General features: G+C 72.8%; 23 protein-coding genes. 14 read left to right on the top strand and 9 right to left on the bottom strand.

Annotation, left to right across the window (positions count from 1 at the left end):
• Positions 1 to 28: 28 nt before the first annotated feature.
• Entirely contained in the window at positions 29 to 847 is an 819-nt protein-coding gene (locus tag IEZ00_RS13775) for a DUF3097 domain-containing protein (protein ID WP_189223612.1), read from the bottom strand.
• Positions 848 to 967: 120 nt separating this feature from the next.
• The gene (locus IEZ00_RS37765; RefSeq protein ID WP_189223611.1) at positions 968 to 1918 is read right to left on the bottom strand and encodes a DUF3090 family protein; all 951 of its coding nucleotides are present in this window, start codon (positions 1916 to 1918) and stop codon (positions 968 to 970) included.
• 114 nt (positions 1919 to 2032) lie between these two features.
• Between IEZ00_RS37765 and IEZ00_RS13765 the strand changes: the two genes are divergently transcribed.
• The 3 genes from IEZ00_RS13765 to IEZ00_RS13755 all read left to right on the top strand — a co-directional run bounded on the left by IEZ00_RS13765 (position 2033) and on the right by IEZ00_RS13755 (position 5695).
• Positions 2033 to 3943 carry a dipeptidyl-peptidase 5 gene (locus IEZ00_RS13765; protein WP_189223610.1) on the top strand — a complete coding sequence of 637 codons (1911 nt, stop codon included), beginning with the start codon at positions 2033 to 2035 and terminating at the stop codon, positions 3941 to 3943.
• Entirely contained in the window at positions 3940 to 4848 is a 909-nt protein-coding gene (locus tag IEZ00_RS13760; protein WP_229795595.1) for a S66 peptidase family protein, read from the top strand. The genes IEZ00_RS13765 and IEZ00_RS13760 overlap by 4 nt, the downstream gene beginning before the upstream one ends.
• A 127-nt stretch (positions 4849 to 4975) precedes the next feature.
• A complete protein-coding gene (locus IEZ00_RS13755; protein WP_189223609.1) occupies positions 4976 to 5695 on the top strand; it encodes an ETX/MTX2 family pore-forming toxin in 720 nt (239 codons plus the stop codon).
• Positions 5696 to 5712: 17 nt separating this feature from the next.
• On the opposite strand, the gene IEZ00_RS13750 is transcribed toward IEZ00_RS13755, so the two are convergent.
• Positions 5713 to 6270, bottom strand: a complete 558-nt coding sequence (locus IEZ00_RS13750) for a hypothetical protein (RefSeq protein WP_189223608.1) — start codon at positions 6268 to 6270, stop codon at positions 5713 to 5715.
• 111 nt (positions 6271 to 6381) lie between these two features.
• Here IEZ00_RS13750 and IEZ00_RS13745 point away from each other — a divergent pair, with 111 nt between their 5' ends.
• Positions 6382 to 6819 (top strand): Hsp20/alpha crystallin family protein, encoded by a 438-nt coding sequence (locus tag IEZ00_RS13745; protein WP_189223607.1) that lies wholly within the window; start codon positions 6382 to 6384, stop codon positions 6817 to 6819.
• A gap of 97 nt (positions 6820 to 6916) precedes the next feature.
• The gene (locus tag IEZ00_RS13740) at positions 6917 to 7447 is read left to right on the top strand and encodes a DUF6886 family protein (RefSeq protein ID WP_189223606.1); all 531 of its coding nucleotides are present in this window, start codon (positions 6917 to 6919) and stop codon (positions 7445 to 7447) included.
• Between the two features lie 148 nt (positions 7448 to 7595).
• On the opposite strand, the gene IEZ00_RS36575 is transcribed toward IEZ00_RS13740, so the two are convergent.
• Complete coding sequence (locus IEZ00_RS36575; protein WP_229795594.1) at positions 7596 to 7997, bottom strand: SDR family oxidoreductase; 402 nt, start codon at positions 7995 to 7997, stop codon at positions 7596 to 7598.
• Between the two features lie 53 nt (positions 7998 to 8050).
• Between IEZ00_RS36575 and IEZ00_RS13730 the strand changes: the two genes are divergently transcribed.
• The 7 genes from IEZ00_RS13730 to IEZ00_RS13700 all read left to right on the top strand — a co-directional run bounded on the left by IEZ00_RS13730 (position 8051) and on the right by IEZ00_RS13700 (position 14686).
• Entirely contained in the window at positions 8051 to 8701 is a 651-nt protein-coding gene (locus tag IEZ00_RS13730) for an HAD family hydrolase (RefSeq protein ID WP_189223605.1), read from the top strand.
• Positions 8698 to 9711: a phosphotransferase family protein gene (locus IEZ00_RS13725; RefSeq protein ID WP_189223604.1), complete on the top strand. Its 1014-nt coding sequence runs from the start codon at positions 8698 to 8700 to the stop codon at positions 9709 to 9711. Before IEZ00_RS13730 ends, IEZ00_RS13725 begins: the two co-directional genes overlap by 4 nt.
• A complete protein-coding gene (locus tag IEZ00_RS13720; RefSeq protein ID WP_189223603.1) occupies positions 9711 to 10922 on the top strand; it encodes an acyl-CoA dehydrogenase family protein in 1212 nt (403 codons plus the stop codon). Before IEZ00_RS13725 ends, IEZ00_RS13720 begins: the two co-directional genes overlap by 1 nt.
• 186 nt (positions 10923 to 11108) lie before the next feature.
• Positions 11109 to 11867, top strand: coding sequence for a hypothetical protein (locus tag IEZ00_RS13715; RefSeq protein WP_229795592.1), 759 nt, complete (start codon positions 11109 to 11111; stop codon positions 11865 to 11867).
• Between the two features lie 42 nt (positions 11868 to 11909).
• A complete protein-coding gene (locus tag IEZ00_RS13710; protein WP_229795590.1) occupies positions 11910 to 13052 on the top strand; it encodes a sensor histidine kinase in 1143 nt (380 codons plus the stop codon).
• The gene (locus tag IEZ00_RS13705; protein WP_189223601.1) at positions 13049 to 13741 is read left to right on the top strand and encodes a response regulator; all 693 of its coding nucleotides are present in this window, start codon (positions 13049 to 13051) and stop codon (positions 13739 to 13741) included. The genes IEZ00_RS13710 and IEZ00_RS13705 overlap by 4 nt, the downstream gene beginning before the upstream one ends.
• Before the next feature lie 87 nt (positions 13742 to 13828).
• Positions 13829 to 14686, top strand: coding sequence for an SDR family oxidoreductase (locus IEZ00_RS13700; RefSeq protein ID WP_189223600.1), 858 nt, complete (start codon positions 13829 to 13831; stop codon positions 14684 to 14686).
• 68 nt (positions 14687 to 14754) lie between these two features.
• Here IEZ00_RS13700 and IEZ00_RS13695 read toward each other — a convergent pair whose 3' ends face one another.
• Positions 14755 to 15135: a winged helix-turn-helix transcriptional regulator gene (locus IEZ00_RS13695; RefSeq protein ID WP_189223599.1), complete on the bottom strand. Its 381-nt coding sequence runs from the start codon at positions 15133 to 15135 to the stop codon at positions 14755 to 14757.
• A gap of 154 nt (positions 15136 to 15289) precedes the next feature.
• Here IEZ00_RS13695 and IEZ00_RS13690 point away from each other — a divergent pair, with 154 nt between their 5' ends.
• Together IEZ00_RS13690 and IEZ00_RS13685 are read left to right on the top strand one after the other, a co-directional pair.
• On the top strand, positions 15290 to 16243 hold the full coding sequence (locus IEZ00_RS13690; RefSeq protein ID WP_189223901.1) for an NADP-dependent oxidoreductase: 954 nt from the start codon (positions 15290 to 15292) through the stop codon (positions 16241 to 16243).
• A 30-nt stretch (positions 16244 to 16273) separates the two neighbouring features.
• On the top strand, positions 16274 to 16594 hold the full coding sequence (locus IEZ00_RS13685) for an NIPSNAP family protein (protein WP_189223598.1): 321 nt from the start codon (positions 16274 to 16276) through the stop codon (positions 16592 to 16594).
• Positions 16595 to 16825: 231 nt separating this feature from the next.
• On the opposite strand, the gene nikE is transcribed toward IEZ00_RS13685, so the two are convergent.
• Genes nikE through IEZ00_RS13665 form a run of 4 tightly spaced genes read right to left on the bottom strand, consistent with a single transcriptional unit; the run spans position 16826 to position 22003 of the window.
• Entirely contained in the window at positions 16826 to 18382 is a 1557-nt protein-coding gene (gene nikE, locus IEZ00_RS13680; protein WP_189223597.1) for a nickel ABC transporter ATP-binding protein NikE, read from the bottom strand.
• The gene (locus IEZ00_RS13675) at positions 18379 to 19263 is read right to left on the bottom strand and encodes an ABC transporter permease (RefSeq protein ID WP_189223596.1); all 885 of its coding nucleotides are present in this window, start codon (positions 19261 to 19263) and stop codon (positions 18379 to 18381) included. Before IEZ00_RS13675 ends, nikE begins: the two co-directional genes overlap by 4 nt.
• Positions 19260 to 20261 carry an ABC transporter permease gene (locus IEZ00_RS13670; protein ID WP_189223595.1) on the bottom strand — a complete coding sequence of 334 codons (1002 nt, stop codon included), beginning with the start codon at positions 20259 to 20261 and terminating at the stop codon, positions 19260 to 19262. Before IEZ00_RS13670 ends, IEZ00_RS13675 begins: the two co-directional genes overlap by 4 nt.
• Positions 20213 to 22003: an ABC transporter substrate-binding protein gene (locus IEZ00_RS13665; RefSeq protein WP_189223594.1), complete on the bottom strand. Its 1791-nt coding sequence runs from the start codon at positions 22001 to 22003 to the stop codon at positions 20213 to 20215. The genes IEZ00_RS13670 and IEZ00_RS13665 overlap by 49 nt, the downstream gene beginning before the upstream one ends.
• Positions 22004 to 22045: the final 42 nt, after the last annotated feature.

Below are 22045 nucleotides of genomic sequence, written 5' to 3'. Positions count from 1 at the left end.
ACACCCCGCGGCATCACCCGTGCGGGTTTCACCCGCTCGCGGGCGGTTCCGTGACGAAATCGATCAACCGCTCCACCGCGCCGATCAGCGGCGTCTCCAGGTCGCGGAACCCGCGCACCCCCGCCAGCACCCGCCGCCACCCCTCGTGCGGCTCGCCCCAGCCCAGCACCGCGCACACGCCTTCCTTCCACGGCACGCCCCGCGGCACCTCCGGCCAGGCCGCGATGCCCACCGACGAGGGCTTGACCGCCTGCCACACGTCGACGTAGGGGTGGCCGGTGACCAGCACGTTCTCGTCACGCACGGCGGCCACCAGGCGGGACTCCTTGCTGCCCGGCACCAGGTGGTCCACCAGCACCCCCAGCCGCCGCCCCGGCCCCGTGCCGAACTCGGCGACCCGCTGTGCCAGCACGTCCACCCCGTCCAGGGGCTCCACCACCACGCCCTCCACGCGCAGGTCGTGGCCCCACACCCGCTCCACCAGCTCCGCGTCGTGCAGACCCTCCACCCAGATGCGGCTGTCGCGCGCGGTGCGCGCCCGCAGGCCCTCCACGCGCACCGACCCCGACGCCGAGCGCGAGGGCGCGGGCCGGGTCGCCGCGGGGGCCGGGCGCACCAGCGTCACCGGCCGCCCGTCGAGCAGGAACGCCGCCGGGCGCAGCGGGAACAGGCGGTGGCGGCCGTGCCGGTCCTCCAGCACCACCTGGCCGTGCTCGAAGCGCACCACCGCGCCGCAGAACCCCGACACCGGGTCCTCCACCACCAGCCCCGGCTCGGCCGCCACCTCCGGCACGGTCCGCCGCTTGCCACCCGAGAGCACGTCGCGGCCGTAGTCGTGTGATCGCACGGCCTCAGTCTCGCATCGGCGTAGCCACGGGGTCGGCAGGCGGTGCGCGTCGGCAAGTACCACCCGAGGCCGCCGCGAGGGCCGGTGAGTACTACCCGCAGGGGGTGCGGGGGGCGTGTGTCAGGCCGGCTGGGACGGGAAGTAGGGGGCGAAGGCGGCACACCAGGCGGCCAGCCGGTCGCCGTCCACCACCGCCGACAACGCCTCGATCCGCGCTCGCAGGTCCGGTCCGGCGTAGGCGAAGTCCACCGCGTCCACCGCCGGGTCGCCCACGCACGGACGGGGATCGATCACCACCAGCCCGCGCGCCCCGCCGTCGAGCACGTTGCCCAGGTGCAGGTCGCCGTGCAGCAGCCGGGTGGGCACGCGGTCGCCCGCCAACGCCGCGGCCGCGGCGTGCGCGGCGGAGTGGTCCTGCTCCGGGCGTCGCCGCCGGAACAGGTCGAAGATGTAGTCCACCCGCTGGGCCAGCGTGGGCAACCCCGGCGGTGGCGGCGGCGTGTGCAGCTCGCGCAGCAGGTCGGCCAACCGCCGCACCGGCACCGCCGCGACACCGCCCGAGGAGCCCACCTGGGTCCCCGGCACCAGTCCCTCCAGCAGCAGCGCCCCGGCGGGCACGTCGGCCTCCAGCACCCGCACCACCCGCGGCGAGGGCTCCCAGGCCCGCAGCGCGGCGTGCTCCTCCTCGGTGTCGTCGAGCACCACCGCCTCGTCGACCTCCTCCTCGGTGATCGCGAGCAGTTCGATGACCACGGCGCGGGACTCGGCGTCCCAGCCCAGGCCCATCGTGCCGACCTTGAACTCCTCCTCGACCGGCACCACCAGCGGTTCGGTGTCCCGGAGGTCGTCGGGGACCTCCGCAGGGACCTCCGCGCCGAACCGCCGGTGCACCTCCTCCAGCAGTGAGCCGATGCGCTCGGCGAGTACGGCGACCTGTTGCTTCTCCAGCGCGACGCTGACCAGCCTGCTCTCCTCGGAGGCCTGCAGGTAGAACGTGCGCTCGCCGGGCTGCCCGACGGTGCCGGCGACGAACCGGTCGGGCTGGCGGAATACGTGGATGACGCGTGCCATGACGACAACGACCCTAGGCCACCGGCCGGTGACCGGCAGCCCTCCCCCCGGCTTTCGCCCCGCGAGCCGCGCTCGGGTGCCCCGACGCACCCGCGACCCCTATACAGTCGCCGCGTGGTGAAGATCGCGCCGTACGGAACGTGGACATCGCCCGTCCAGGCCGCCGATGTCGCGGCGGCGGGCGGCGGCCCCCAGTGGGTCGACCTGCACCGGGGCAGGCTCTGGTGGGCCGAGGGACGGCCCGCCGAGGGCGGCCGGGTGGCGCTGGTGCGCGACGGGCGGGACCTGCTGCCCCCGCCGTGGAACCTCCGCAACCGGGTCCACGAGTACGGCGGCAGGCCCTGGGCGGTGCTGGAGACCCCCGAGGGCGACCGGGTGGCCTTCACCCACTGGGACGACCAGCGGATCTACCTGTTCGACCCCGCCGACCCCGACCCGGTGCCCATCACCCCCGAGCCCGAGCGCCGCCACGGCTACCGCTACGCCGACCTGACCGCCGGGCCCGGCGGCACGGAGGTGTGGTGCGTGCGGGAGACGGTGACCGGCGACGCGCGCACCGACGTGCGGCGCGAGCTGGTGGCCGTGCCGCTGGACGGCTCCCCGGCGCGGGTGCTCGCCGCCAGCCACCACTTCATGACCGGCCCCCGGCTCAGCCCCGACGGCCGCCACTTCGCCTGGATCGGCTGGGACCACCCCCGGATGCCGTGGGACGGCACGGAGCTGTGCGTGGCCGAGGTCGGCTCCGACCGGCACCGCGTCCTGGCGGGCGGCCCGGCCGAGGCGGTCTGCCAGGTCGAGTGGGAGGGCGACGCGCTGCTGGCGCTGACCGACCCCGACGGCTGGTGGAACCTGCACCGGATCAGCCTCGACGGCACCGCGGTCAACCTGGCGCCGTGCCGGGAGGAGCTGGGCGGGCCGATGTGGCGGCTGGGCCAGCGCTGGTTCGCCCCGGTCGCGCCCGGTCGGTACGCGGTGCTGCGCTCCGGGGCGCTGGCCGTGCTCGACGAGCGCACCGGCACGGTCACCGACGTGGAGGTGGACCTGCCCTGGTGGAGCGCGCAGCTGGCCGCCCACGACGGGGTCCTGGTCGGCGCCGCGGCCGGGCCGCGCGCGGAGACCGCGGTGGTGTCGCTGGACCTGGCCACCGGCGAGCTGACCCGGTTCACGCCCTCCGAGGTCGCGCACGCCGAGTACCTGCCCACCCCGGTGGAGCGGGTCTTCCAGGGCCCCGACGGGGAGGTGCCCGCCTACCTCTACCCGCCGCACAACCCCGATTTCGCCGCCCCCGAGGGCGAGCTGCCGCCGTACGTGGTGCACGTCCACGGCGGCCCGACCGGCCGGTTCTCGCCCGTGCTGGACCTGGAGCTGGCCTACTTCACCAGCCGGGGCATCGGCGTGGTGGCGGTCAACTACGGCGGCTCCACCGGCTACGGGCGGGCCTTCCGGGAGCGGCTGCGCGGCCAGTGGGGCGTGGTCGACGTCAACGACTGCGCCGCGGTGGCGCGGGCGCTGGCCGACGAGGGCACCGCCGACCGCGCCCGGCTGGGCATCCGCGGCGGCAGCGCGGGCGGTTGGACCGCGGCGGCGTCGCTGACCTCGGTCAAGACCTACCGCTGCGGCATGGTGGCCTTCCCGATCCTGGACCTGGCCGGGTGGACCCGTCAGGGCGGCGAGACCCACGACTTCGAGTCCTGCTACGTGGAGGGCCTGGTCGGGCCGCTGCCGCAGGCCGCCGACCGCTACGCCGAGCGCTCACCGGTCAACCGGGTGGACCGGCTGGCAGGGCCGGTGCTGCTGCTGCAGGGCCTGGAGGACGAGATCTGCCCGCCGGAGCAGGCCGACCGGTTCGCCGCCGCGCTGGCGGGCACCGGCATCGCGCACGCCTACCTGACCTTCGCGGGCGAGCAGCACGGCTTCCGCCGGGCCGAGACCATCGTCGCCGCGCTGCAGGCCGAGCTGTCCTTCTACGGCCAGGTCTTCGGCTTCACCCCGCTCGGCGTGCCGGTGCTGGAGCTGCGCCGGTGACCACGCCACCGGTCGCGGGGGTGATCCCGCCGCTGCGGCCCGGTGACCGGGTGGCGGTGGTCAGCCCGGCGGGCCCCTGCCCGCCGGAGCTGCTCGACCGCGGCCTGGGGCTGCTGCGCTCGTGGGGGCTGGAGGTGGTGCTCACCGCGCACGCCCGCGATCGACACCCGGTGCTGCCCTACCTGGCGGGCGCCGACGCCGACCGGGCCGCCGACTTCACCGCGGCCTGGTGCGACCCGTCGGTGCGCGCGGTGCTGTGCGCGCGCGGCGGCTACGGCAGCGAGCGCGTGGTCGACCTGGTGGACTGGGCGGCGGTGGCCGCGGCCGGGCCCAAGGTCTTCGCGGGCTCCAGCGACACCACCACCCTGCACGGCAGGCTGTGGCGGCTGGGGGTGCCCACCTGGTTCGGGCCGATGATCGCCACGGCCGCGTTCGTCGAGGACGCCACCGCGCGCGAGCACCTTCGCCACGCCCTGTTCTCCGGCGTCGAGGGCTTGTCCGGGGATTCCTCCGGAAGCTTGCCGGGGGTGCCCGTGGTGCCCGGTCGCGCCACCGGCACCGCCGTGGGCGGCACGGTCAGCCTGCTGGGCGGCACCACCCCGCCCGAGGGGGCGATCGCGCTGCTGGAGGACGTCCACGAGGAGCCCTACCGGCTCGACCACCTGCTGACCGGGCTGCTGCGCCAGGGCTGGTTCGACCGGGTCGCGGGCGTCGCGCTGGGCTCGTGGGTCGACTGCGGCGAGCCCGCCGAGGTCGAGGCGGTGCTGGTGGACCGGTTGGGCGGGCTGGGCGTGCCGGTGCTGGGCTCGGTCGGGTTCGGCCACTGCGCCGGGCAGCGCACCGTGCCGCTGGGGGTCACCGCGGTCCTGGACGCCGACGCGGGCCTGCTCACCGTGGCGCGGTGACGACCCCGCGGTGGTGGGTGACCGTCGCCCGGACGGCGCACTTCGCGCTGGACACGCCCTCCTCGGGGCGGACGCTGGAGCGGGCGTGCCCGGCGGAGGGCCCGCCCAGCGTCGAGAGGAACCACCCATGCGCGATCCCGTCGAGGTGATCAGGCAGCAGATCCGGGGCGAGATCCCGGAGCAGGACTTCCGGTTCGACAGGTTCGACGTCACCCTGGGCCTGGCCGCCCTGCGCTACACCACCCTGGACGTCGAGGACCAGCGCGCCGTGGTGGTGCGGCAGTCGGTCTTCACCAACGACACCGACAACACCCGCACGCGGACTTTCGCGGTGGACGAGACCACCACCGACACCTTCGGCTGGACGCTGTCGGAGGCGCTGCGGGTCGGCACGACGTTCGAGGTTCCGGTGCCGCTCGTCGACGACGACGGGGTCCGCGCCGAGCTGGACCTGACCTCCACCCGGCCCCAGACCACCGCGGTGACCCGGCACTGGCGCTACCGCGCGCAGATCCCGGTGCCCGCGCGCTGCCGCGTGCAGACCACCTTCTCCGTGCTGGAAGGCAGGATCAGCACCCCCTTCACCGCGGTGCTGCAGGTCCGGGGGTTCCTGGACATCCGGTGGGCCGACGGCGGCAGCTGGAAGCGCTGCTTCGGCGAGGTCGCGGAGATGATCGAGAAGGGCTACCGCGTCCCGGACCCGGCCGCCTTCCAGTGCACCACCGGTGGCCGTTTCACCGGTGCCGTCGCCACCGGTTACCGCGTGCACACCCGCAACCTGGTCGACGGGTCCACCCGGCAGCTCTTCCCCGTCGAGCCCGAGCGGTCGACAGCCCTGACCCGCTGAACCCGGCGCCGCGCCGGTCAGCTGCTCCTGTCGCGCAGCGACAGCGTGTCGCGGCGCACCTCCTCGCTGCGCTCGCTGATCGCCTGGATCTCCTCGGCCAGCGCCGGGTCCGCGTCCCGCACCCGGCCCAGCGCGTTGACCAGCGGCTCCAGCAGCGCGGCGGTGTCGTCGTGCGCCAGCGCCTGCCGCACGACCACGTCCACCCGCCCGACCTGGCCCGCCAGTCCGCGCAGCGACGCCGCGTTCTCCCGCGCCCACTGCGCCACCGCCCGCTCGCCCGCCCTGCGGTCGCGCTCGGCGCGGACCCGCTGCTCGGCGGTGGAGCCCAGCTCCGACGGACGCAGCCGCAGGTAGCGGCGCTCGGCGGCCTGGCGGCTGGCCACGCCCAGCGCCGGGGCCAGCTCCGCCCAGCTGGTGCCCAGCTCGCGCGCGGCGGCGATCAGCTGCGGCTCCCACCCGGCCAGCTCCTCGCGCAGCCTGCGCAGCAGGACCAGGGCCGACAGCACCTGCTCGGCGGTGAGGTCCTCGCCCGCGGCGGCGGCCGCCCGGACGGCTTCGTAGTCCTCGATGGCCATGTGGTCATCGTATGGACGACAAAAGGGGTTGTCAACGAAGTGACGACGCGCTACTGTGGTGGCACAGCGCATTGACTGTCCAGAGAACAGCCACACAGGAGGTGTCTTCCCATGTTGATGCGCACCGACCCGTTCCGTGAGCTGGACAGGCTGACCCAGCAGCTGTTCACCGGACCGGGCACCTGGTCCCGCCCCACGGCCATGCCGATGGACGCCTACCGCGTCGGGGACGAGTTCGTCGTGGAGTTCGACCTGCCCGGTGTCGCCACGGACGCCATCGAGCTCGACGTGGAGCGCAACGTGCTGACGGTCAAGGCCGAGCGCCGTCCCGCCCACTCCGGCGACAACGTCGAGATGCAGGTCTCCGAGCGCCCGCTGGGCGTGTTCTCCCGGCAGTTGTTCCTGGGCGACACGCTGGACACCGACCACATCAAGGCCGACTACGACGCGGGCGTGCTGACCCTGCGCATCCCGATCGCCGAGAAGGCCAAGCCGCGCAAGATCGCCATCGGCGGCAGCGACACCGGCCGCAAGGAGATCAACGCCTGACGCGCGGCCGACACCACCGCGCGCGCACCCCGCGGTCCATCACGCGTCCGGCGGGAATCCGGTCCTCGGCGGGCCGGGTTCCCGCCAGACTGCCACCATGCGACCGGCCGCGGGAGAAGTGCTGCACTTCTCCGAGGATTCCACGATCACCCGCTTCGTCCCGCACGTGGCCGCCACCGCCAAGGTCCCCGGCGCCTACGTGTGGGCGGTTGACGGCGCACGCGCTCCCGACTACTGGTTCCCCCGCCAGTGCCCGCGGGCGATGGCCTGGGTCGAGCCGACCACCACCGAGGCGGACCGGGCTTGGTTGGGCGCGGGTCGCGTGCACGTCGTGGAGTACCGGTGGCTGCCCGCGCTGCTGTCCGCCAGGCTCTACGCCTACCGGTTCGACGCCTCGGCGTTCCGGCCGATCGGCGACCCTCCGCACGCCCACGTGGCCACCGGTCCGGTGGTGCCGCTGGGCCCGCCGCAGCCGGTCGGCGACCTGGTGCGGTTGCACGGGCAAGCGGGCGTCGAGCTGCGGCTGACCACCTCGCTGTGGCCGTTCTGGGACCGCGTCACCGCCTCCACGCTGGGGTTCAGCGGCATCCGGCTGCGCAACGCGGTCAGCAGGCCCGAGCCGGGGTGACCTCGGCGACGTCGGGCGAGACCCGGGCGTCGCCCTCCGGGTGCTCGCCCCTCTCCGGGAACCACTCGACCACCTGCGGCGAGTAGAGCTCCCGCCAGTGCCCCGCACCGGCCTGCCGACCACCTCGCCGATCAGCCGCCGCACCGCGTCATCGCGGCCCGTCGTCCTCGTGCACCATGGCGCTGAGCCAGTCGCCGAACGGGGCCCGCACCACCGCCTCGGCCCGGATCGACGGCGCCCATTCCCTGGTGTTGGCCATGAATTCGCCGGGAAACACATGCGTCCAGTCCGTTCCGAGGATTCGATGGCGCGCTGGAACACCCGGTGCCGGGCCTCCGGCGGATCGTCGTCGTCCAGGCCGGGATGGTTGTTGCCCTGGGTGGAGCAGTAAGCGCACGACGCTGCTGTCGACGGTGCCCGTGGCACCGGTGACCAGAATCGGCACGACCCCTCCGCGCTGTTCGACGGACCCGATCGGCGGGACGGTTCCGGAGAACGCGCCCGAATTTCCGCGAAATTGCGAGAAGTCAGACGCGAACAACGTGTTCACGTTTTTGAAAAGAACCGCTTGCTGACATACCGACCGGTCGGTACCCTCGCCGCGTGGCCAATGCGAGACAGCGTCGGATCGACGCCGTGGTGCTGGACTGGGGCGGCGTGCTCACCGTCTCGGTGCCGCAGTTCATCGAGGACTGGCTGGGCGCGGAGGGCATCGACCGCGACCGTTACCGGAGCACCATGCGCGCTTGGATGGGACGCGAGGCGATGCCGGACAGCCCCGTGCTCCGGCTGGAGACCGGCGAGCTGACCGTGGCCGAGTTCGAGGCGCTGCTGGCCGCCGAGCTGGTCACCCTCGACGGCCGCGAGGTCGCCGCCAAGGGCCTGCTGCGCCGGATGTTCGGCAGCGCCCACCCCGACCCCGCCATGGTCGAGCTGGTGCGCGGGCTGCGCGCCGACGGGGTGACCACGGCGCTGCTGTCCAACAGCTGGGGCGAGGGCTACCCCGAGACCCTGCTGCTGGAGCTGTTCGACGTGGTCGTCATCAGCGGGCGCGTCGGGCTGCGCAAACCTGACCCGCGCATCTTCGAGCACACCCTGCAGCGCCTCGGCCTGCCCGCCCACCGGTGCGCCTTCTTCGACGACGCGCCCGCCAACGTCGAGGGCGCCAGGGCGGTGGGCCTGCACGCCCACCGGCACACCGACGCCGAGAGCACCCGCGCGGTGATCGCCGAACTGCTGGGGGCCGCCGCGTGAGCGGCACCGAGCTGCCCGGTCTGGACCTCGACCGGCTGGCCGCGCACCTGGGCACCGGCCCGCTGACCGGCGAGCTGATCCCCGGCGGCCGCTCCAACCTGACCTACCGGGTCACCGACGGGCGACACCGCTGGGTGCTGCGCCGCCCGCCGCTGGGCCACGTGCTGGCCACCGCGCACGACATGTCCCGCGAGTACCGGGTGATCTCCGCGCTGGCGGGTACCGCGGTGCCGGTGCCGGGCGTGGAGCTGCTGTGCGAGGACCCCGAGGTGCTCGGCGCGCCGTTCTACCTGATGCGGGAGATGCCCGGCCAGGCGCTGCGGCACCGCGACCAGTGCCCGTGGCTGACCCCGGACAAGGCCGCGGCGCTGTCCGACCGGCTGGTCGACGTGCTGGTCGACCTGCACGCGGTCGACCCGGCCCAGGTCGGCCTCGGCGACTTCGGCCGCCCCGACGGGTTCCTGCGGCGCCAGGTCGCGCGGTGGGGCAAGCAGCTTGAGGCTTCGCGCAGCCGCGAGCTGCCCGGCATCGACGAGCTGCGCGACCGGCTGGCGGGCAGCGTGCCCTCCCCCCGCCGCGCCGCCATCGTGCACGGCGACTACCGGCTGGACAACGTGCTGGTCACCGCCGACCCGCTGGGGATCAGCGCGGTGCTGGACTGGGAGATGGCCACCCTGGGCGACCCGCTGGCCGACCTGGGGCTGCTGTGCGTGTACTGGAGCGGCCTCGGCGGCGCCGAGGACGACCCGATCACCGGCACCGTCCCGTCGCTGCCCGGCTTCGCCGACACCGAGCGGCTGGTCCAGCGCTACGCCCTGCGCAGCGGCGCCGACGTCACCGGCCTGGGCTGGTACACCGCCTTCGGCTACTTCAAGCTCGCCGTGATCATCGAGGGCATCCACTACCGCTTCACCTCCGGCAAGACCGTGGGCGCGGGCTTCGACACCATCGGCGCGATGACCCTGCCGCTGGTCCGGCGCGGTCTCGCCCAGACAGCAGGGGAGCACTGATGGACTTCGCGTACGACGCCAGGACCGAGGAGCTGCGGCAGCGGCTGCTGGCGTTCATGGACGAGTTCGTCTACCCGGCCGAGGCGGTGGCCCACGAGCAGCTGGCCACCGCCACCGACCCGTGGGCGCGCCCCCCGGTGCTGGAGGAGCTCAAGGCCCGGGCGCGCCGCCAAGGGCTGTGGAACCTGTTCCTGCCCGACGCCGAGCACGGCGCCGGGCTGACCAACCTGCAGTACGCGCCGCTGGCCGAGATCACCGGCCGCAGCCCGCACCTGGCCCCCGAAGCGCTCAACTGCGCCGCGCCGGACACCGGCAACATGGAGGTGCTGGCGATGTTCGGCACCCAGCGGCAGAAGCAGCAGTGGCTCCAGCCGCTGCTGGCGGGCGAGATCCGCTCCGCGTTCTGCATGACCGAACCGGACGTGGCCTCCTCCGACGCCACCAACATCGCCACCCGCATCGAGCGCGACGGCGACCACTACGTCATCAACGGCCGCAAGTGGTGGTCCTCCGGCGCGATGGCACCCCACTGCGAGATCCTGATCGTGATGGGCAAGACCGACCCGCAGGCCGAGCGGCACCGCCAGCAGTCGATGGTCCTGGTCCCCCGCGACACCCCCGGTGTGCACGTCAAGCGCGGGATGCACGTGTTCGGCTACACCGACGCGGACCACGGCGGTCACGCCGAGATCGTCTTCGACGACGTGCGGGTGCCCGCGGACAACCTCATCGCGGGCGAGGGCGAGGGCTTCGCCATCGCCCAGGCCCGGCTGGGGCCGGGACGCATCCACCACTGCATGCGGCTGATCGGCATGGCCGAGCGGGCGCTGGAGCTGATGTGCCGCCGCGCGATCGAGCGGGTGGCCTTCGGCAAGCCGGTGGCCCGCCAAGGCGTGGTGCAGGAGTGGATCGCCGAGTCCCGGGTGCGCATCGAGCAGGCCCGGCTGCTGGTGCTCAAGACCGCGTGGCTGATGGACACCGTGGGCAACAAGGGCGCGCACACCGAGATCCAGGCGATCAAGATCGCCACCCCGCTGATGGCCGAGTGGGTGCTGGACAAGGCCATCCAGGCGCACGGCGCGGGCGGGGTCAGCCAGGACTTCCCGCTGGCCCAGCTGTGGGCTGCGGCCCGCACCCTGCGGCTGGCCGACGGCCCCGACGAGGTCCACCGCATGTCGCTGGCCAAGCGGGAGCTGAAGAAGTACCTGTGACGAGGGTGCGGCGCCGCCCACGCCCCCGGTCCCAGGCGGTGCCGCCGCGCAGGGCGGCGGTACTACCAAGGAGACGGCTCGCGCATCGATCGAAGGATGTGGTCGCGCCGTCGGTGGTCCAGGGTTCCGGCCATGACACGACCGGACACGAACGCCGGATCAGGCGGCAGGGGGAAGACGTCCCCGGTGGCCCACCACGATGCCCTGTTCCCCGGCAGGGTCATCGGAGGCACGGCACTCGTACTCGGCCCCCTCGTGTGGCTGACGGGGTTGCTCCTGCGCCATCTGGCGCAGCGCTCGGCCACCTTCTCGGCCGAGCAGGTGGACTGGTTCGCCAGGCAGCCGTTCGCCGCTGCGTCGCAGTTGGCCGTCTACCTGGCGAACCCCGCGCTGACCACGGCCGGTTACGCGTGTTTCGCGGCCGGGGCCATCCTGCTGTGCCCCGCGGTCGTCACGTTGGCCCAGATCGTCGCCGTGCACTCCCCGAAGCTCGCCTTCGTGGCGGGCACGCTCGTCGTCGTGGGCCTGTTCTCCCGCCTGTACTGGGCGGGCGTGGACCAGACCGCTTTCGAACTGGTGGGGCGACTGGGACTCGACGAGGCCACCGAGACCGTGATGGACGCGTACGTGGACATCTCCTACGGTCCGTGGCGGGTTCCCATCACGGCGGCTTTCGGCCTGTACATCGGAACCCTCGTGCTGGCCATCGGCGCCTACCGGTCGGGGGTGTTCGGCACGGGGCGTCTCCTGCTGTTCCTCCTGTCGGGGACGTTGTGGACCGGTGTGCTGAAGGAGAGCACCTTCGCCAGTGTCGTCACCTCCGCCGCCCTGTGCCCGGTGTTCGTGCCGCTGGGCATCCGGGTGCTGCGGAACGCCGTGCCCGAGCTGCGGATCAGGGGCCCGCACGCTTCCGGCCGCGAGCCGTTGAAGATCTTGAGCTGGTGACACGTCGTTCCCCGGACCCGGTACCTCGTTATGATCAGGCGGATGGGCAACGTGTCGCCGCGGATGCGCTCCTCGCGCGGTGGCGCGGCACCCTGGTGGCTTCCAGCGGCTGCTTTTTGCGGCGCTTTCCTCCCCTCGGCCCTCCCCGACGCGGGGCTGCGCAGCCTCGACCTGCTCGGACTCGCGTCAGTCCCCGATTACGTCCAGGCGACCGCAGTCGGCCTGCTGGCCGCGGTCGCGATCCGGATGACGCCGCAACGGCGATGGCCGCTGCTGGTGGTGACGGCTGTGGACGCCGTGGTCCGGTCACCGGGCCTCCTGGTCGCCGTGACGTCGTACGTCGCGGCGACCACCTACCGGCGACCGCTCCACCTGGTGCTCTACGCGGTGACCGCGAGCCTGCCGGCGGTCCTGCCGCGCCCCGGCACCGACATCGCCTCCTCGCTGGGCAGCGCACCGCTGTTCGTCTGGCTTCCGCTGGTGATCGGGCTGTGGGCGGCCGCGCGCGGCCAGGTGGTGGACGGGCTGCGCGAGCGCGCCGAGAGGCTGGAACGGGAGCAAGCCGCCCGCGCCGAGCAGGCCCGTGCGCACGAACGCGCCCGCATCGCGCGGGACATGCACGACGTGGTGGCCCACCGGGTCTCGCTGATGGTGCTGCGCGCCGGAGCGCTGGAGATCAACGCGACCGACGACAGGACCGCGGCGGAGGCGGAACTCATCCGCACGACGGGCAAGCAGGCGCTCACCCAGCTGAGAGCGGTTCTGGGGATACTCGGTGAAGCGGACGGGGAAGCCGCCCGACCACAGCCGACGCTCGCCGACCTCGACTGGCTGCTCGACCAGTCCAGGTCGGTCGGCGTTGTCGTGGAACGGCACGACAGCGGCACGGCACGCGGGTTGCCCGCCGTGGTGGAGCACACCGCCTACCGGATCGTCCAGGAAGCCCTGACCAACGTGCACAAGCACGCGAGCACCGCCACCGCGCGGGTGGTCGTGCGGTACTCGCCCTCGGCGCTGGAGATCACGGTCGGCAACACCGCACCGTCCGATCCCGGACCGGCGATGTCCGGCAGCGGCCTCGGCCTGATCGGTCTGAGGGAGCGCGTCGAAGTCCTGGGCGGCACGTTCGTCGCCCGACCGGAGCCGGACGGCGGTTTCCTCGTGTCCGCGACGCTTCCGACATGATCCGGGTGCTCGTCGTCGACGACGAAACCCTGGTGCGGACCGGGCTGCGCATGATCCTGGAGGCCGCCGACGACATCGAGGTGGTCGCCGAGGCCGGGAACGGCACGGAGGCCATCACCGCCGTCGCCCGCCATCGGCCGCAAGTCGTGCTCATGGACGTGCGGATGCCGCGCATGGACGGAGTGGCCGCGCTCCAGGAGATCAACCGGTCCCAGAGCCCGCCGAAGGTGCTCATGCTGACCACCTTCGACCGCGACGAGTTCGTCCACGCGGCCCTGCGCGCCAGGGCCGCGGGATTCCTGCTGAAGGACACCGCGCCCCGCGACCTGATCGCCGCCGTCCGCACCGCGGCCGACGGCAGCGCCGTACTCGCGCCCACGGTCACCAAACGGATGATCGACGCGTTCGCGGACCAGTTCTCACCGGATGTCCGTGCCGCGCGGGAACGCCTGGCCGTGCTCACCGCTCGCGAACGGGACGTCGCCCACGCGGTGGCGCGAGGGCTGGCCAACGCCGAGATCGCCAGGGCACTCGGCATGACCGAGACCACCATCAAGGCCCACGTCAGCCGCTCGCTCGCCAAGCTCCGGCTGACCAACCGGGTGCAGATCGCCCTGCTCGTCCGCGACGCGGGCGAGTCCGGCGCCTGGTCCGCGCATGCGGCGGAGTCGCCACGCTCCCAGGAGTAGCTCCTGCGCCCACAGCGCTCCAGGGGGTGAACCCCCGATCCGCTGTCCGAACGGGCAGGCGTGCGCGCGGGCCGTTACCGTCGCGCCATGTCGTTCGTCATCACCGGCGCCACCGGCCAGTTGGGCCGCCTGGTCGTCACCGAACTGCTCGACCGCGGCGTGCCCGCCGACCGGATCGTGGCGGGTGGGCGCAACCTGGACAGGATCACCGACCTGGCCGCGCTCGGCGTCACCACCACCCGTTTCGACTACGACGACCCGGCGAGCATGGACGCCGCGCTGTCCGAGGGCGACACCCTGCTGCTGATCTCCAGCGACGCGGTCGGCACCAGGGTCGCCCAGCACCGGGCCGTGATCGGGTCCGCCGTGCGCGCGGGGGTGTCCCGGCTGCTCTACACCAGCGTGCTCTCCGCCGAGGGCAGCCCGCTGGTGCTGGCCGCCGACCACGTCGAGACCGAGCAGCTGATCAGGGACTCCGGTCTGCCGTTCACCCTCCTGCGCAACGGCTGGTACACCGAGAACTACGCCCCGGCGCTGCAGCAGGCCGCGGCCACCGGCGAGGTGCTCACCAGCGCGGGTGAGGGCCGCGTGGCCAGCGCCACCCGCGCCGACTACGCCGCCGCGACCGCGGGCGCGCTGGTGGGGCAGGGCCACGAGAACAAGGTCTACGAGCTCTCCGGCGACTACGCCTGGGACTTCGACGAGCTGGCCCTGGCGTTCTCGACCCTGCTGGGCCGCGAGGTGGTGCACCGCGGTGTCACCCCCGAGGAGCACCTGGCCGCACTTCTCGATGCGGGCGTGGACGAGCAGACCGCCGGGTTCCTCGTCGCGCTCGACGCGGGCACCCGCGCGGGCGCGCTGGCGCTGACCACCGGCGACCTGTCACGCCTCGCGGGCCGCCCCAGCACTGCCCTGCTCGACGGGCTGCGCCCGCTGCTCGGCTGAGCCCGAGTTCACCGGCCGGCGGGCGCGGTTTCGGCGGGTGCCCGGCGTTGTCGGCGGTTCGTCGTGGTCTAGCCCGCGCAGGACGCCCCGGCGCGGGCGGCGCTGTCGATGTTGTCCTCCACCCAGCTGCGCAGCATCCGCAGCGGCACTGCCGCGCTGTGCCCGAGCTCGGTGAGCGAGTACTCGACGTGCAGGGGCACCGCGGGGTAGACAGTGCGGTCCACGAGGCCGAAGTCCTTCAGGCGCCGCAGGGTTTGGGTCAGCACCTTCGGGCTGACTCCCTGCAGGTGCCGCTGGAGCTCGCCGAAACGCCGCGGGCCGTCCTCGAGCGCGCCGATGGCCAGCGCGGACCACTTGTTCGCCAGCAGGTCCAGCATCGCCCGGCACGGGCACTGCGCGGCGTAGACGTCGTGGTCGGAGTGCTGTCCGGTCAGGCACACGGTGGTCATGGCAAGCCCTTCACCTCGATACTTCCCATTGGGAAGTTTTAACCCTTGCAGGTAACTATATCCCTGGGGATACGTTTTCGGCGTTCAGGGAAAGATCATCCTCGGGTCTTTCCGAGTAACTGATCCAGGGAGAGAACCAGTGTCCGACGCATCGATGCGCGCCGTCGTCCAGCACGCCATCGGCGGTCCCGACGTGCTTTCGGTGGAGCAGGTGCCCCGCCCCGAACCGCTGCCGACCGAGGTCCGGGTGAAGGTGCACGCGGCAGGCATCAACCCGGTGGACTGGAAGACCCGCGCCGGGTCGGGCATGGCGGGCGTGCTCGGCGAGCCGCCGTTCACCCTGGGCTGGGACGTCTCCGGTGTCGTGGAGAAGGTCGGCTTCGGCGTCACGACCCTGCGCGAGGGCGACGAGGTCTACGGCATGCCCTGGTTCCCGCGGGCGGCGGGCGGCTACGCCGAGTACGTCACCGCGCCTGCCCGCCAGTTCGCCCGCAAGCCTTCGAGCATCAGCCACGAGCAGGCCGCGGCGGTGCCGCTCGCCGCGCTCACCGCGTGGCAGGCCCTGGTGGACACCGCGCACCTCCAGTCGGGGCAGCGCGTGCTGGTCCACGCCGCGGGCGGCGGCGTCGGCCACTTCGCGGTCCAGTTCGCCAAGCACCTCGGCGCCCACGTGATCGGCACCGCTCGGGCGGGCAGCCACGACTGGCTCACCAAGCTCGGCGCGGACGAGCTCGTCGACTACACCGCCGTCCGGTTCGAGGACGCGGTCTCCGACGTCGACGTCGTGATCGACCTGGTCGGCGACCTCCACGACAACACCAGCACGCGGTCGCTGGACGTGCTGCGCCCCGGTGGGCTCCTGGTCGCCATCCCGGCAGGCGTCTCGCCCGAGCTGGCCGCCGCGGCCGAGGCCAAGGGCAAGCGGGTGTCGCCGTTCCTGGTCGAGCCGGACGGGCCCGCGCTCACCACCATCGGCTCGCTCATCGACTCCGGCGAGGTGGTGGTGGAGGTCGAAGAGGTGTTCCCGCTCGAGCGGGTCGCCGAGGCTCACACCCGCGGTGAGTCCAACCGCACCCGCGGCAAGCTCGTCCTGCACGTCGCTTCCTGAATCCCCGCCTCGAAAGCACTGGAGCACCCGATGTTCTATGAGATCCGCCGCTACCAGGTCCGGCCGGGGCTGCGCGACGAATGGGTCCGTTACATGGAGGACACCGTCATCCCGTTCCAGGTCGAACGGGGGATGTCGGTCACGGCGTCGTTCGTGGACGAGGAGGACCCGGACGGCTACGTGTGGATCCGCCGGTTCGAGGACGAGCAGGAGCGGGCCGCCCTGTACGCCAACGTCTACCAGAGCGACCGCTGGCGGGACGAGCTCGACCCGAAGGTGAAGAGCTTCCTGCTCGTCGACCGGATCGAGGTCACCAGGGTCGTCCCTACGCCGAACTCCGGGCTGAGGTGAGCGGGCGAGGGCAGTCGAGGGCGTAGAGCGCGCCGTCGATCGCGTACCGCAGCGTCGTGCGTCCCGGCGCTGCGGTCGCCGGGATCGCCCGGACCCCGTTCGAACAGGACACCCACGACCCGAAGTCCTGGAAAGCTGGTCGGACCAGCAGCCCTCGCACCCCCGACAGCAACCCGGAACCGGTCCACCACCCGAACGGCTCGATCACCGGCGGCAATCAAACCGGTCGATTCAGACCGAGCCGAACGGCTGCACCGCCGCCAGCAGCCTGCGGGTGTAGTCGTGCCGGGGGCGCAGCAGCACCCCCTCCACCGGCCCCTGCTCGACGAACTCGCCGTGGTACATCACCACCACCCGGTCGGCGATGCTCCACGCCAACCCCAGGTCGTGGGTGATCACCAGGGCGCCCAGGCCCAGCTCGCGGCGCAGCCGCAGCAGCAGCGCCAGGATCTCGCCGCGCACCGAGGCGTCCAGCGAGGCCACCGGCTCGTCGGCGACGAGCAGCCGCGGTCCCAGCGCCAGCGCGCCCGCGATCACCACGCGCTGGCGCTGGCCGCCGGAGAGCTCGTGCGGCAGCGAGGGGAAGAACAGCTCCGGCGGGCGCAGCTCGGCGGCGTTGAGCGCCTCGGCCACCAGTTGCCCCTCGTCGCCGGGCACGCGGTGGATGCGCAGCCCCTCGGCCACCGACTCGTAGACCGAGTGCCGGGGGTTGAGGGCGCTGGTCGGGTCCTGCAGCACCAGCTGCACCTGCCGCCGGTAGTCCTTGAGCCCGGCCGAGGAGGAGGGCAGTGGCCTGCCGTCGAACAGCACCCGTCCGGAGGTGGGCTTCTGCAGCCCCAGCAGGGTCCGGGCCAGCGTGGTCTTGCCCGAGCCGGACTGCCCGACCAGCGCCACGATCTCGCCCGCGCGCACCTCCAGATCCACCCCGGCCACCGCGGTGGTGGAGCCGAAGTCGACCTTCACCCGCTCCGCGCGCAGCAGCACCGGGCCCTCCGGCGCGGACTCGGTGACGTAGCGGAACGCCGGGTCGCCGATCACCGGGAACGCCGAGGCCAGCGCCTGGGTGTGCGGATGGGTGGGCGCGCTGATCACCGACCGCGCGGGCCCCTCCTCGACGACCTCGCCACGCTGCATCACCGCCAGCCGGTCGCACGTGGCGGCCAGCACCGACAGGTCGTGGCTGATCATCACCAGCCCGATGCCGCGCTCGGTGACCAGCCTGCTCAGCAGCGCCAGCACCTGCGCCTGCACCACCACGTCCAGCGCGGTGGTCGGCTCGTCGGCGATGACCAGCCGAGGCGAGCACGCCAGCGCCATCGCGATCATCACCCGCTGCTTCTGCCCGCCCGACAGCTCGTGCGGGTAGGCCCGCTCCACCCGCGGCGGCAGCTCGACCTGGGCCAGCAGCTCCGACACCGACCCCTTGGTGCCGTGCAGGCGCATCGGCTCGGCGATCTGCTCGCCCACCCGGTGCACCGGGTTGAGCGCGTGCATCGCGCCCTGGAACACGATCGAGGCCGACGCCCAGCGCACCGCCCGCAGCCTGCCCCAGGACATGGTGCGCACGTCCTCGCCGTCGAGCAGCACCTGCCCGTCGATGCGGGCGTCGCGGGGCAACAGCCGCAGCACCGACATGGCCACGGTGGACTTGCCGCAGCCGGACTCGCCCGCCAGGCCGAGGGTCTGCCCGGCATCCAGCGCCAGGTTCACCGACTTGACCGCGGCGGTGCCGCCGCGCGCGCCCCCGTAGTGCACGCTCAGGTCGCGCAGCTCCAGCAGTGGGCTCACCGCTCCCCCTTCAGCCGAGGGTTGAGCACCGTCTCCAGCGCCCGCCCGCACATCGTGAACGCGAGCACCACCAGCACCACTCCCAGCCCCGGCGGGACCAGGAACCACCACGCCCGCTGCGACACCGCGCCGTGCACGTTCGCCGCGTGCAGCATGGACCCCCAGGAGATCTGCGTGGGGTCGCCCAGGCCCAGGAACGACAGCGTCGACTCGGCGATGATCGCGCCTGCCACGGTCAGCGTGGTGTTGACGAACACCAGCGGCAGCACCGCGGGCAGCACGTGCTTGCCGATGACGTGCGCGTGGCCGCCGCCCAGCGCCTTGGCGCGCTCGATGAACGGCCGCGCCTCCACCGCCAGGGTCTGCGCCCGCACCAGCCGTGCCGTGGCGGGCCAGGAGGTCGCGCCGATGGCCAGCACGATCGTGCCCAGCCCGCGCGGCAGCACGGTGGACAGCGCGATGGCCAGCACCAGCGACGGCAGCACCAGGAAGAAGTCGGTGAACCGCATCAGCAGCGCCGAGGTCCAGCCGCCGAAGTGCGCCGCCGCGACGCCCACCAGCGTGCCGATCAGCACCGACAGCACGGTCGCGGACAGGCCGACCACCAGCGAGACCCTGGTGCCCCACCAGGTCAGCAGCAGCACCGAGCGGCCGGTGTTGTCGGTGCCCAACCAGAACTCGCCGCTGGGCGGCTCGAACGGCCTGCCGGGCGCGCGCGTGACGTCCAGCCCGGTCTGGTCGGTCAGCAGCGGCGCCAGCAGCGCCAGCAGCGCGATCGCGCCCAGCCCGAGCAACCCCACCAGGCCGCCCCGGTGCGAGGCGAACTCGCGCCAGGTCGCCCACGCCGCCGCCCGGCGGCGCTCCCACACGATCGCCGTCATGCCGCACGCACCCGCGGGTCCAGGACCCGGTACACCAGGTCGGCCAGCACGTTCATGGTGATCACCGCGCCCGCCAGCACCACGAAGGTGCCTTGCAGCAGCGGCAGGTCCGGTCCGGTCAGCGCCTCGTAGGTCAGCAGGCCCAGACCGGGCCAGGAGAACACCGTCTCCACCGTGATCGCCCCCGACACCACCAGCCCCAGGTGCAGGAACACCAGGGTCACCGTGGGCAGCAGCGCGTTGGGCACCGCGTGGCGGCGGCGCACCAGGTCGTCGCGCAGGCCCTTGGCGCGCGCGGTGACCAGGTAGTCCGCGTGCATCTCCTCCAGCAGCGACGAGCGCATCACCAGCAGGTACTGGGCGTAGACCACGGCGACCATGGTGATGACCGGCAGCACCATGTGGTGGGCCACGTCCAGCGACTGCGACAGGAAGTCCGGCGGGGTGTCGGGGTAGCGCATCCCGCCGGTGGGGAACAGGTCCCCGGTCGCCATCGACAGCAGCATGCCCAGCCAGAACGTCGGCATCGCCCACTGCGTCAGCGCCACGCCGGTGGAGACCCGGTCGAAGCGGCTGCCGCGCCGCCACGCGCCCCGGATGCCCAGCCACAGCCCCACCACCACGGCCAGCGCGGTGGCCGTGCCGACCAGCAGCACGGTCGGCCACAGCCGCTCGCCGATCAGGTCGGCCACCGGGCGGTTGTAGACGTAGGAAGTGCCCAGGTCACCGCGGGCGGCGTTGACCAGGTAGTCCAGGAACTGCTCGCCCAGCGACTTGTCCAGGCCGAGCCGCGCGCGCAGGTCGGCGATCTGCGCGCTGCCCACCGGGCGCCCCCTGGTCATGGCGACCACCGGGTCACCGGGGATCACCCGGAACAGGAAGAACCCCAGCACGACCACGAAGACCAGGCTGGCCAACGCGCCGCCGAGCTTGCGGGCCAGGTGGCCGATCACTCCCGTTCTCCGGCGGACGCGCCCCGGCGGCGCGAGACCAGCCACGCGCCTCCGACGAGCACGACCAGGGCGCCCGCCCCGCCGCCGATCACCAGGGCGGTGCTGCCGCCCGAGGACGACCGGCCCGCGTTGTCGGTGGGCGTGGCGCCGTAGTAGCCCCACACGCCGTTCTGCGCCATGATCACGCCGCCCTTCTCGGGCTGCAGCGGGAAGCCGGCGAACTTGTCGCTGCGGTACGCCTCCAGGGCGTTGTCGTATCCCAGGACCACCGAGGGCACCTGGTCGTAGAACCGCTGCTGCATCCTCTTGACGATCTCCGAGCGCTTGGCCAGGTCGAACTCGGCCTTCTGCTGGGCGTAGAGGGCGTCGTACTCGGCGTCGCAGAAGAACGTGTCGGTGGTGCCGCCCTTGCCGTCGGCGTTGGGCCGCTGGGCGCAGGTGTGCAGCGACAGGATGGACTCGGGGTCGGGGTTGGTGCCCCAGCCGGAGAAGGCCAGGTCGAACGTGCCCGCGGTGGTGGACTCGTTGAGCTGGTTGTCCGAGACGATCTGCACGTCGACCACGATCCCGATGTCGGCCAGGAACCGCTTGACGAACTCACCCGTCTGCTCGTCGTAGGCGCGGCTGGCGTGGCCGATCAGGCGCAGCTCCAGCTCGCGGCCCTCCGGGGAGACGCGGGTGCCCTCGGCGTTGCGCCGGTACCCGGTGTCGTCGAGCGCCTTGTTCGCCGCCGCGGGGTCGTACACCCGCTCGGGGTTGGGCTTGTCCAGGTGGAAGTCGGGGAAGACCGGCGGGATCAGGCCGGTGCCGCGCTGGGCGTAGCCGCCGTTGACCTTCTCGATGATCTCGTCCAGGTCGATGGCCTGGGCGATGGCGCGGCGCACGACCACGTCCTTGAGCGCGGGGTGGCCGTCGCCGATCGGCTCGCCGGTCTTGGTCGCCGCCCCAGGGTTGATCACGATCTCGTTGAAGCGGCGGCCGTTGGCCTTGTTGAGGGTGATGCCCTCCTTGCCCTTGAGCGAGTCGAACTGCGCGGGCCCCATGCGGTTGACCAGGTCGACCTCGCCCCTGGACAGCGCCTGCGCGGCGGCGTCCACGGTCTTGTAGTAGGTGAAGACCAGTTCGTCGTACTTGGGCGCGCCGCGCCAGTAGTCCTTGTTCGCGGTGAGCCGGATGAACTCGTTGGCCCGGTACTCGGTGAGCACGAACGGTCCGCTGCCCACCACCGGCACGGCCTCGTTCTGGTACTCGCCGATGTTCTGCACCGCGGACCACACGTGCTCGGGCACGATCGGGATGTCCAGGGCGAGCATGGTGGCCTGCGGGGCCTTGGTCCTGATCACCACCGTGCGGTCGTCGGTGGCGGTGACGCTGTCGAACTCGGCGGTGAAGCTGCCGTTGGCGGTGGCGGCCACCGGGTCGCGCATCATCAGGTTGTAGGTGAACGCCACGTCCTTGGCCGTGACCGGCTTGCCGTCGGACCACTTCTTGCCATCGGGCACGTGGAAGGTCCAGGTGAGCTTGTCGTCGGACGACTCCCACTCGTCCGCCACGCCCTCCACCGGGCGCTGGTCGGCCTGGCTGTAGGCGGTCAGGTAGTCGTACATGAGCCTGCCGACCTCGGTGCCCGCCTGCGTGATCGACAGGAACGGGTTAAGCGAGTCCACCTGTTGGGTGATGGCCACCCGCAGCGTGATGGGGGACTGTGCTTGTGCGGGTGCCGCGCAGGGCAGCACCACCAGCCCGACCACCGCGCCGACCGCGCCGATCCGCCGTCGTACACCCATCGCGACCGCCTCCCCACGGATGTGAAGTCAAGAAATAACCAC

It is taken from the genome of Saccharothrix coeruleofusca, from assembly GCF_014648515.1.
In the GTDB taxonomy this organism is placed as follows: domain Bacteria; phylum Actinomycetota; class Actinomycetes; order Mycobacteriales; family Pseudonocardiaceae; genus Actinosynnema; species Actinosynnema coeruleofuscum.
Note: the sequence above shows the minus strand (reverse complement) of the source record. Positions and strands in the feature narration are given on the sequence as shown.

What these genes read in the sequence shown, in the direction of transcription:
- IEZ00_RS37765 (WP_189223611.1), bottom strand. Translation starts at nt 1,918, where the DNA reads ATGGCACGCGTCATCCACGTATTCCGCCAGCCCGACCGGTTCGTCGCC.
- IEZ00_RS13755 (WP_189223609.1), top strand. Translation starts at nt 4,976, where the DNA reads ATGCGCGATCCCGTCGAGGTGATCAGGCAGCAGATCCGGGGCGAGATC.
- IEZ00_RS13750 (WP_189223608.1), bottom strand. Translation starts at nt 6,270, where the DNA reads ATGGCCATCGAGGACTACGAAGCCGTCCGGGCGGCCGCCGCCGCGGGC.
- IEZ00_RS13745 (WP_189223607.1), top strand. Translation starts at nt 6,382, where the DNA reads ATGTTGATGCGCACCGACCCGTTCCGTGAGCTGGACAGGCTGACCCAG.
- IEZ00_RS13740 (WP_189223606.1), top strand. Translation starts at nt 6,917, where the DNA reads ATGCGACCGGCCGCGGGAGAAGTGCTGCACTTCTCCGAGGATTCCACG.
- IEZ00_RS13720 (WP_189223603.1), top strand. Translation starts at nt 9,711, where the DNA reads ATGGACTTCGCGTACGACGCCAGGACCGAGGAGCTGCGGCAGCGGCTG.
- IEZ00_RS13710 (WP_229795590.1), top strand. Translation starts at nt 11,910, where the DNA reads ATGGGCAACGTGTCGCCGCGGATGCGCTCCTCGCGCGGTGGCGCGGCA.
- IEZ00_RS13705 (WP_189223601.1), top strand. Translation starts at nt 13,049, where the DNA reads ATGATCCGGGTGCTCGTCGTCGACGACGAAACCCTGGTGCGGACCGGG.
- IEZ00_RS13700 (WP_189223600.1), top strand. Translation starts at nt 13,829, where the DNA reads ATGTCGTTCGTCATCACCGGCGCCACCGGCCAGTTGGGCCGCCTGGTC.
- IEZ00_RS13695 (WP_189223599.1), bottom strand. Translation starts at nt 15,135, where the DNA reads ATGACCACCGTGTGCCTGACCGGACAGCACTCCGACCACGACGTCTAC.
- IEZ00_RS13690 (WP_189223901.1), top strand. Translation starts at nt 15,290, where the DNA reads ATGCGCGCCGTCGTCCAGCACGCCATCGGCGGTCCCGACGTGCTTTCG.
- IEZ00_RS13685 (WP_189223598.1), top strand. Translation starts at nt 16,274, where the DNA reads ATGTTCTATGAGATCCGCCGCTACCAGGTCCGGCCGGGGCTGCGCGAC.
- IEZ00_RS13675 (WP_189223596.1), bottom strand. Translation starts at nt 19,263, where the DNA reads ATGACGGCGATCGTGTGGGAGCGCCGCCGGGCGGCGGCGTGGGCGACC.
- IEZ00_RS13665 (WP_189223594.1), bottom strand. Translation starts at nt 22,003, where the DNA reads ATGGGTGTACGACGGCGGATCGGCGCGGTCGGCGCGGTGGTCGGGCTG.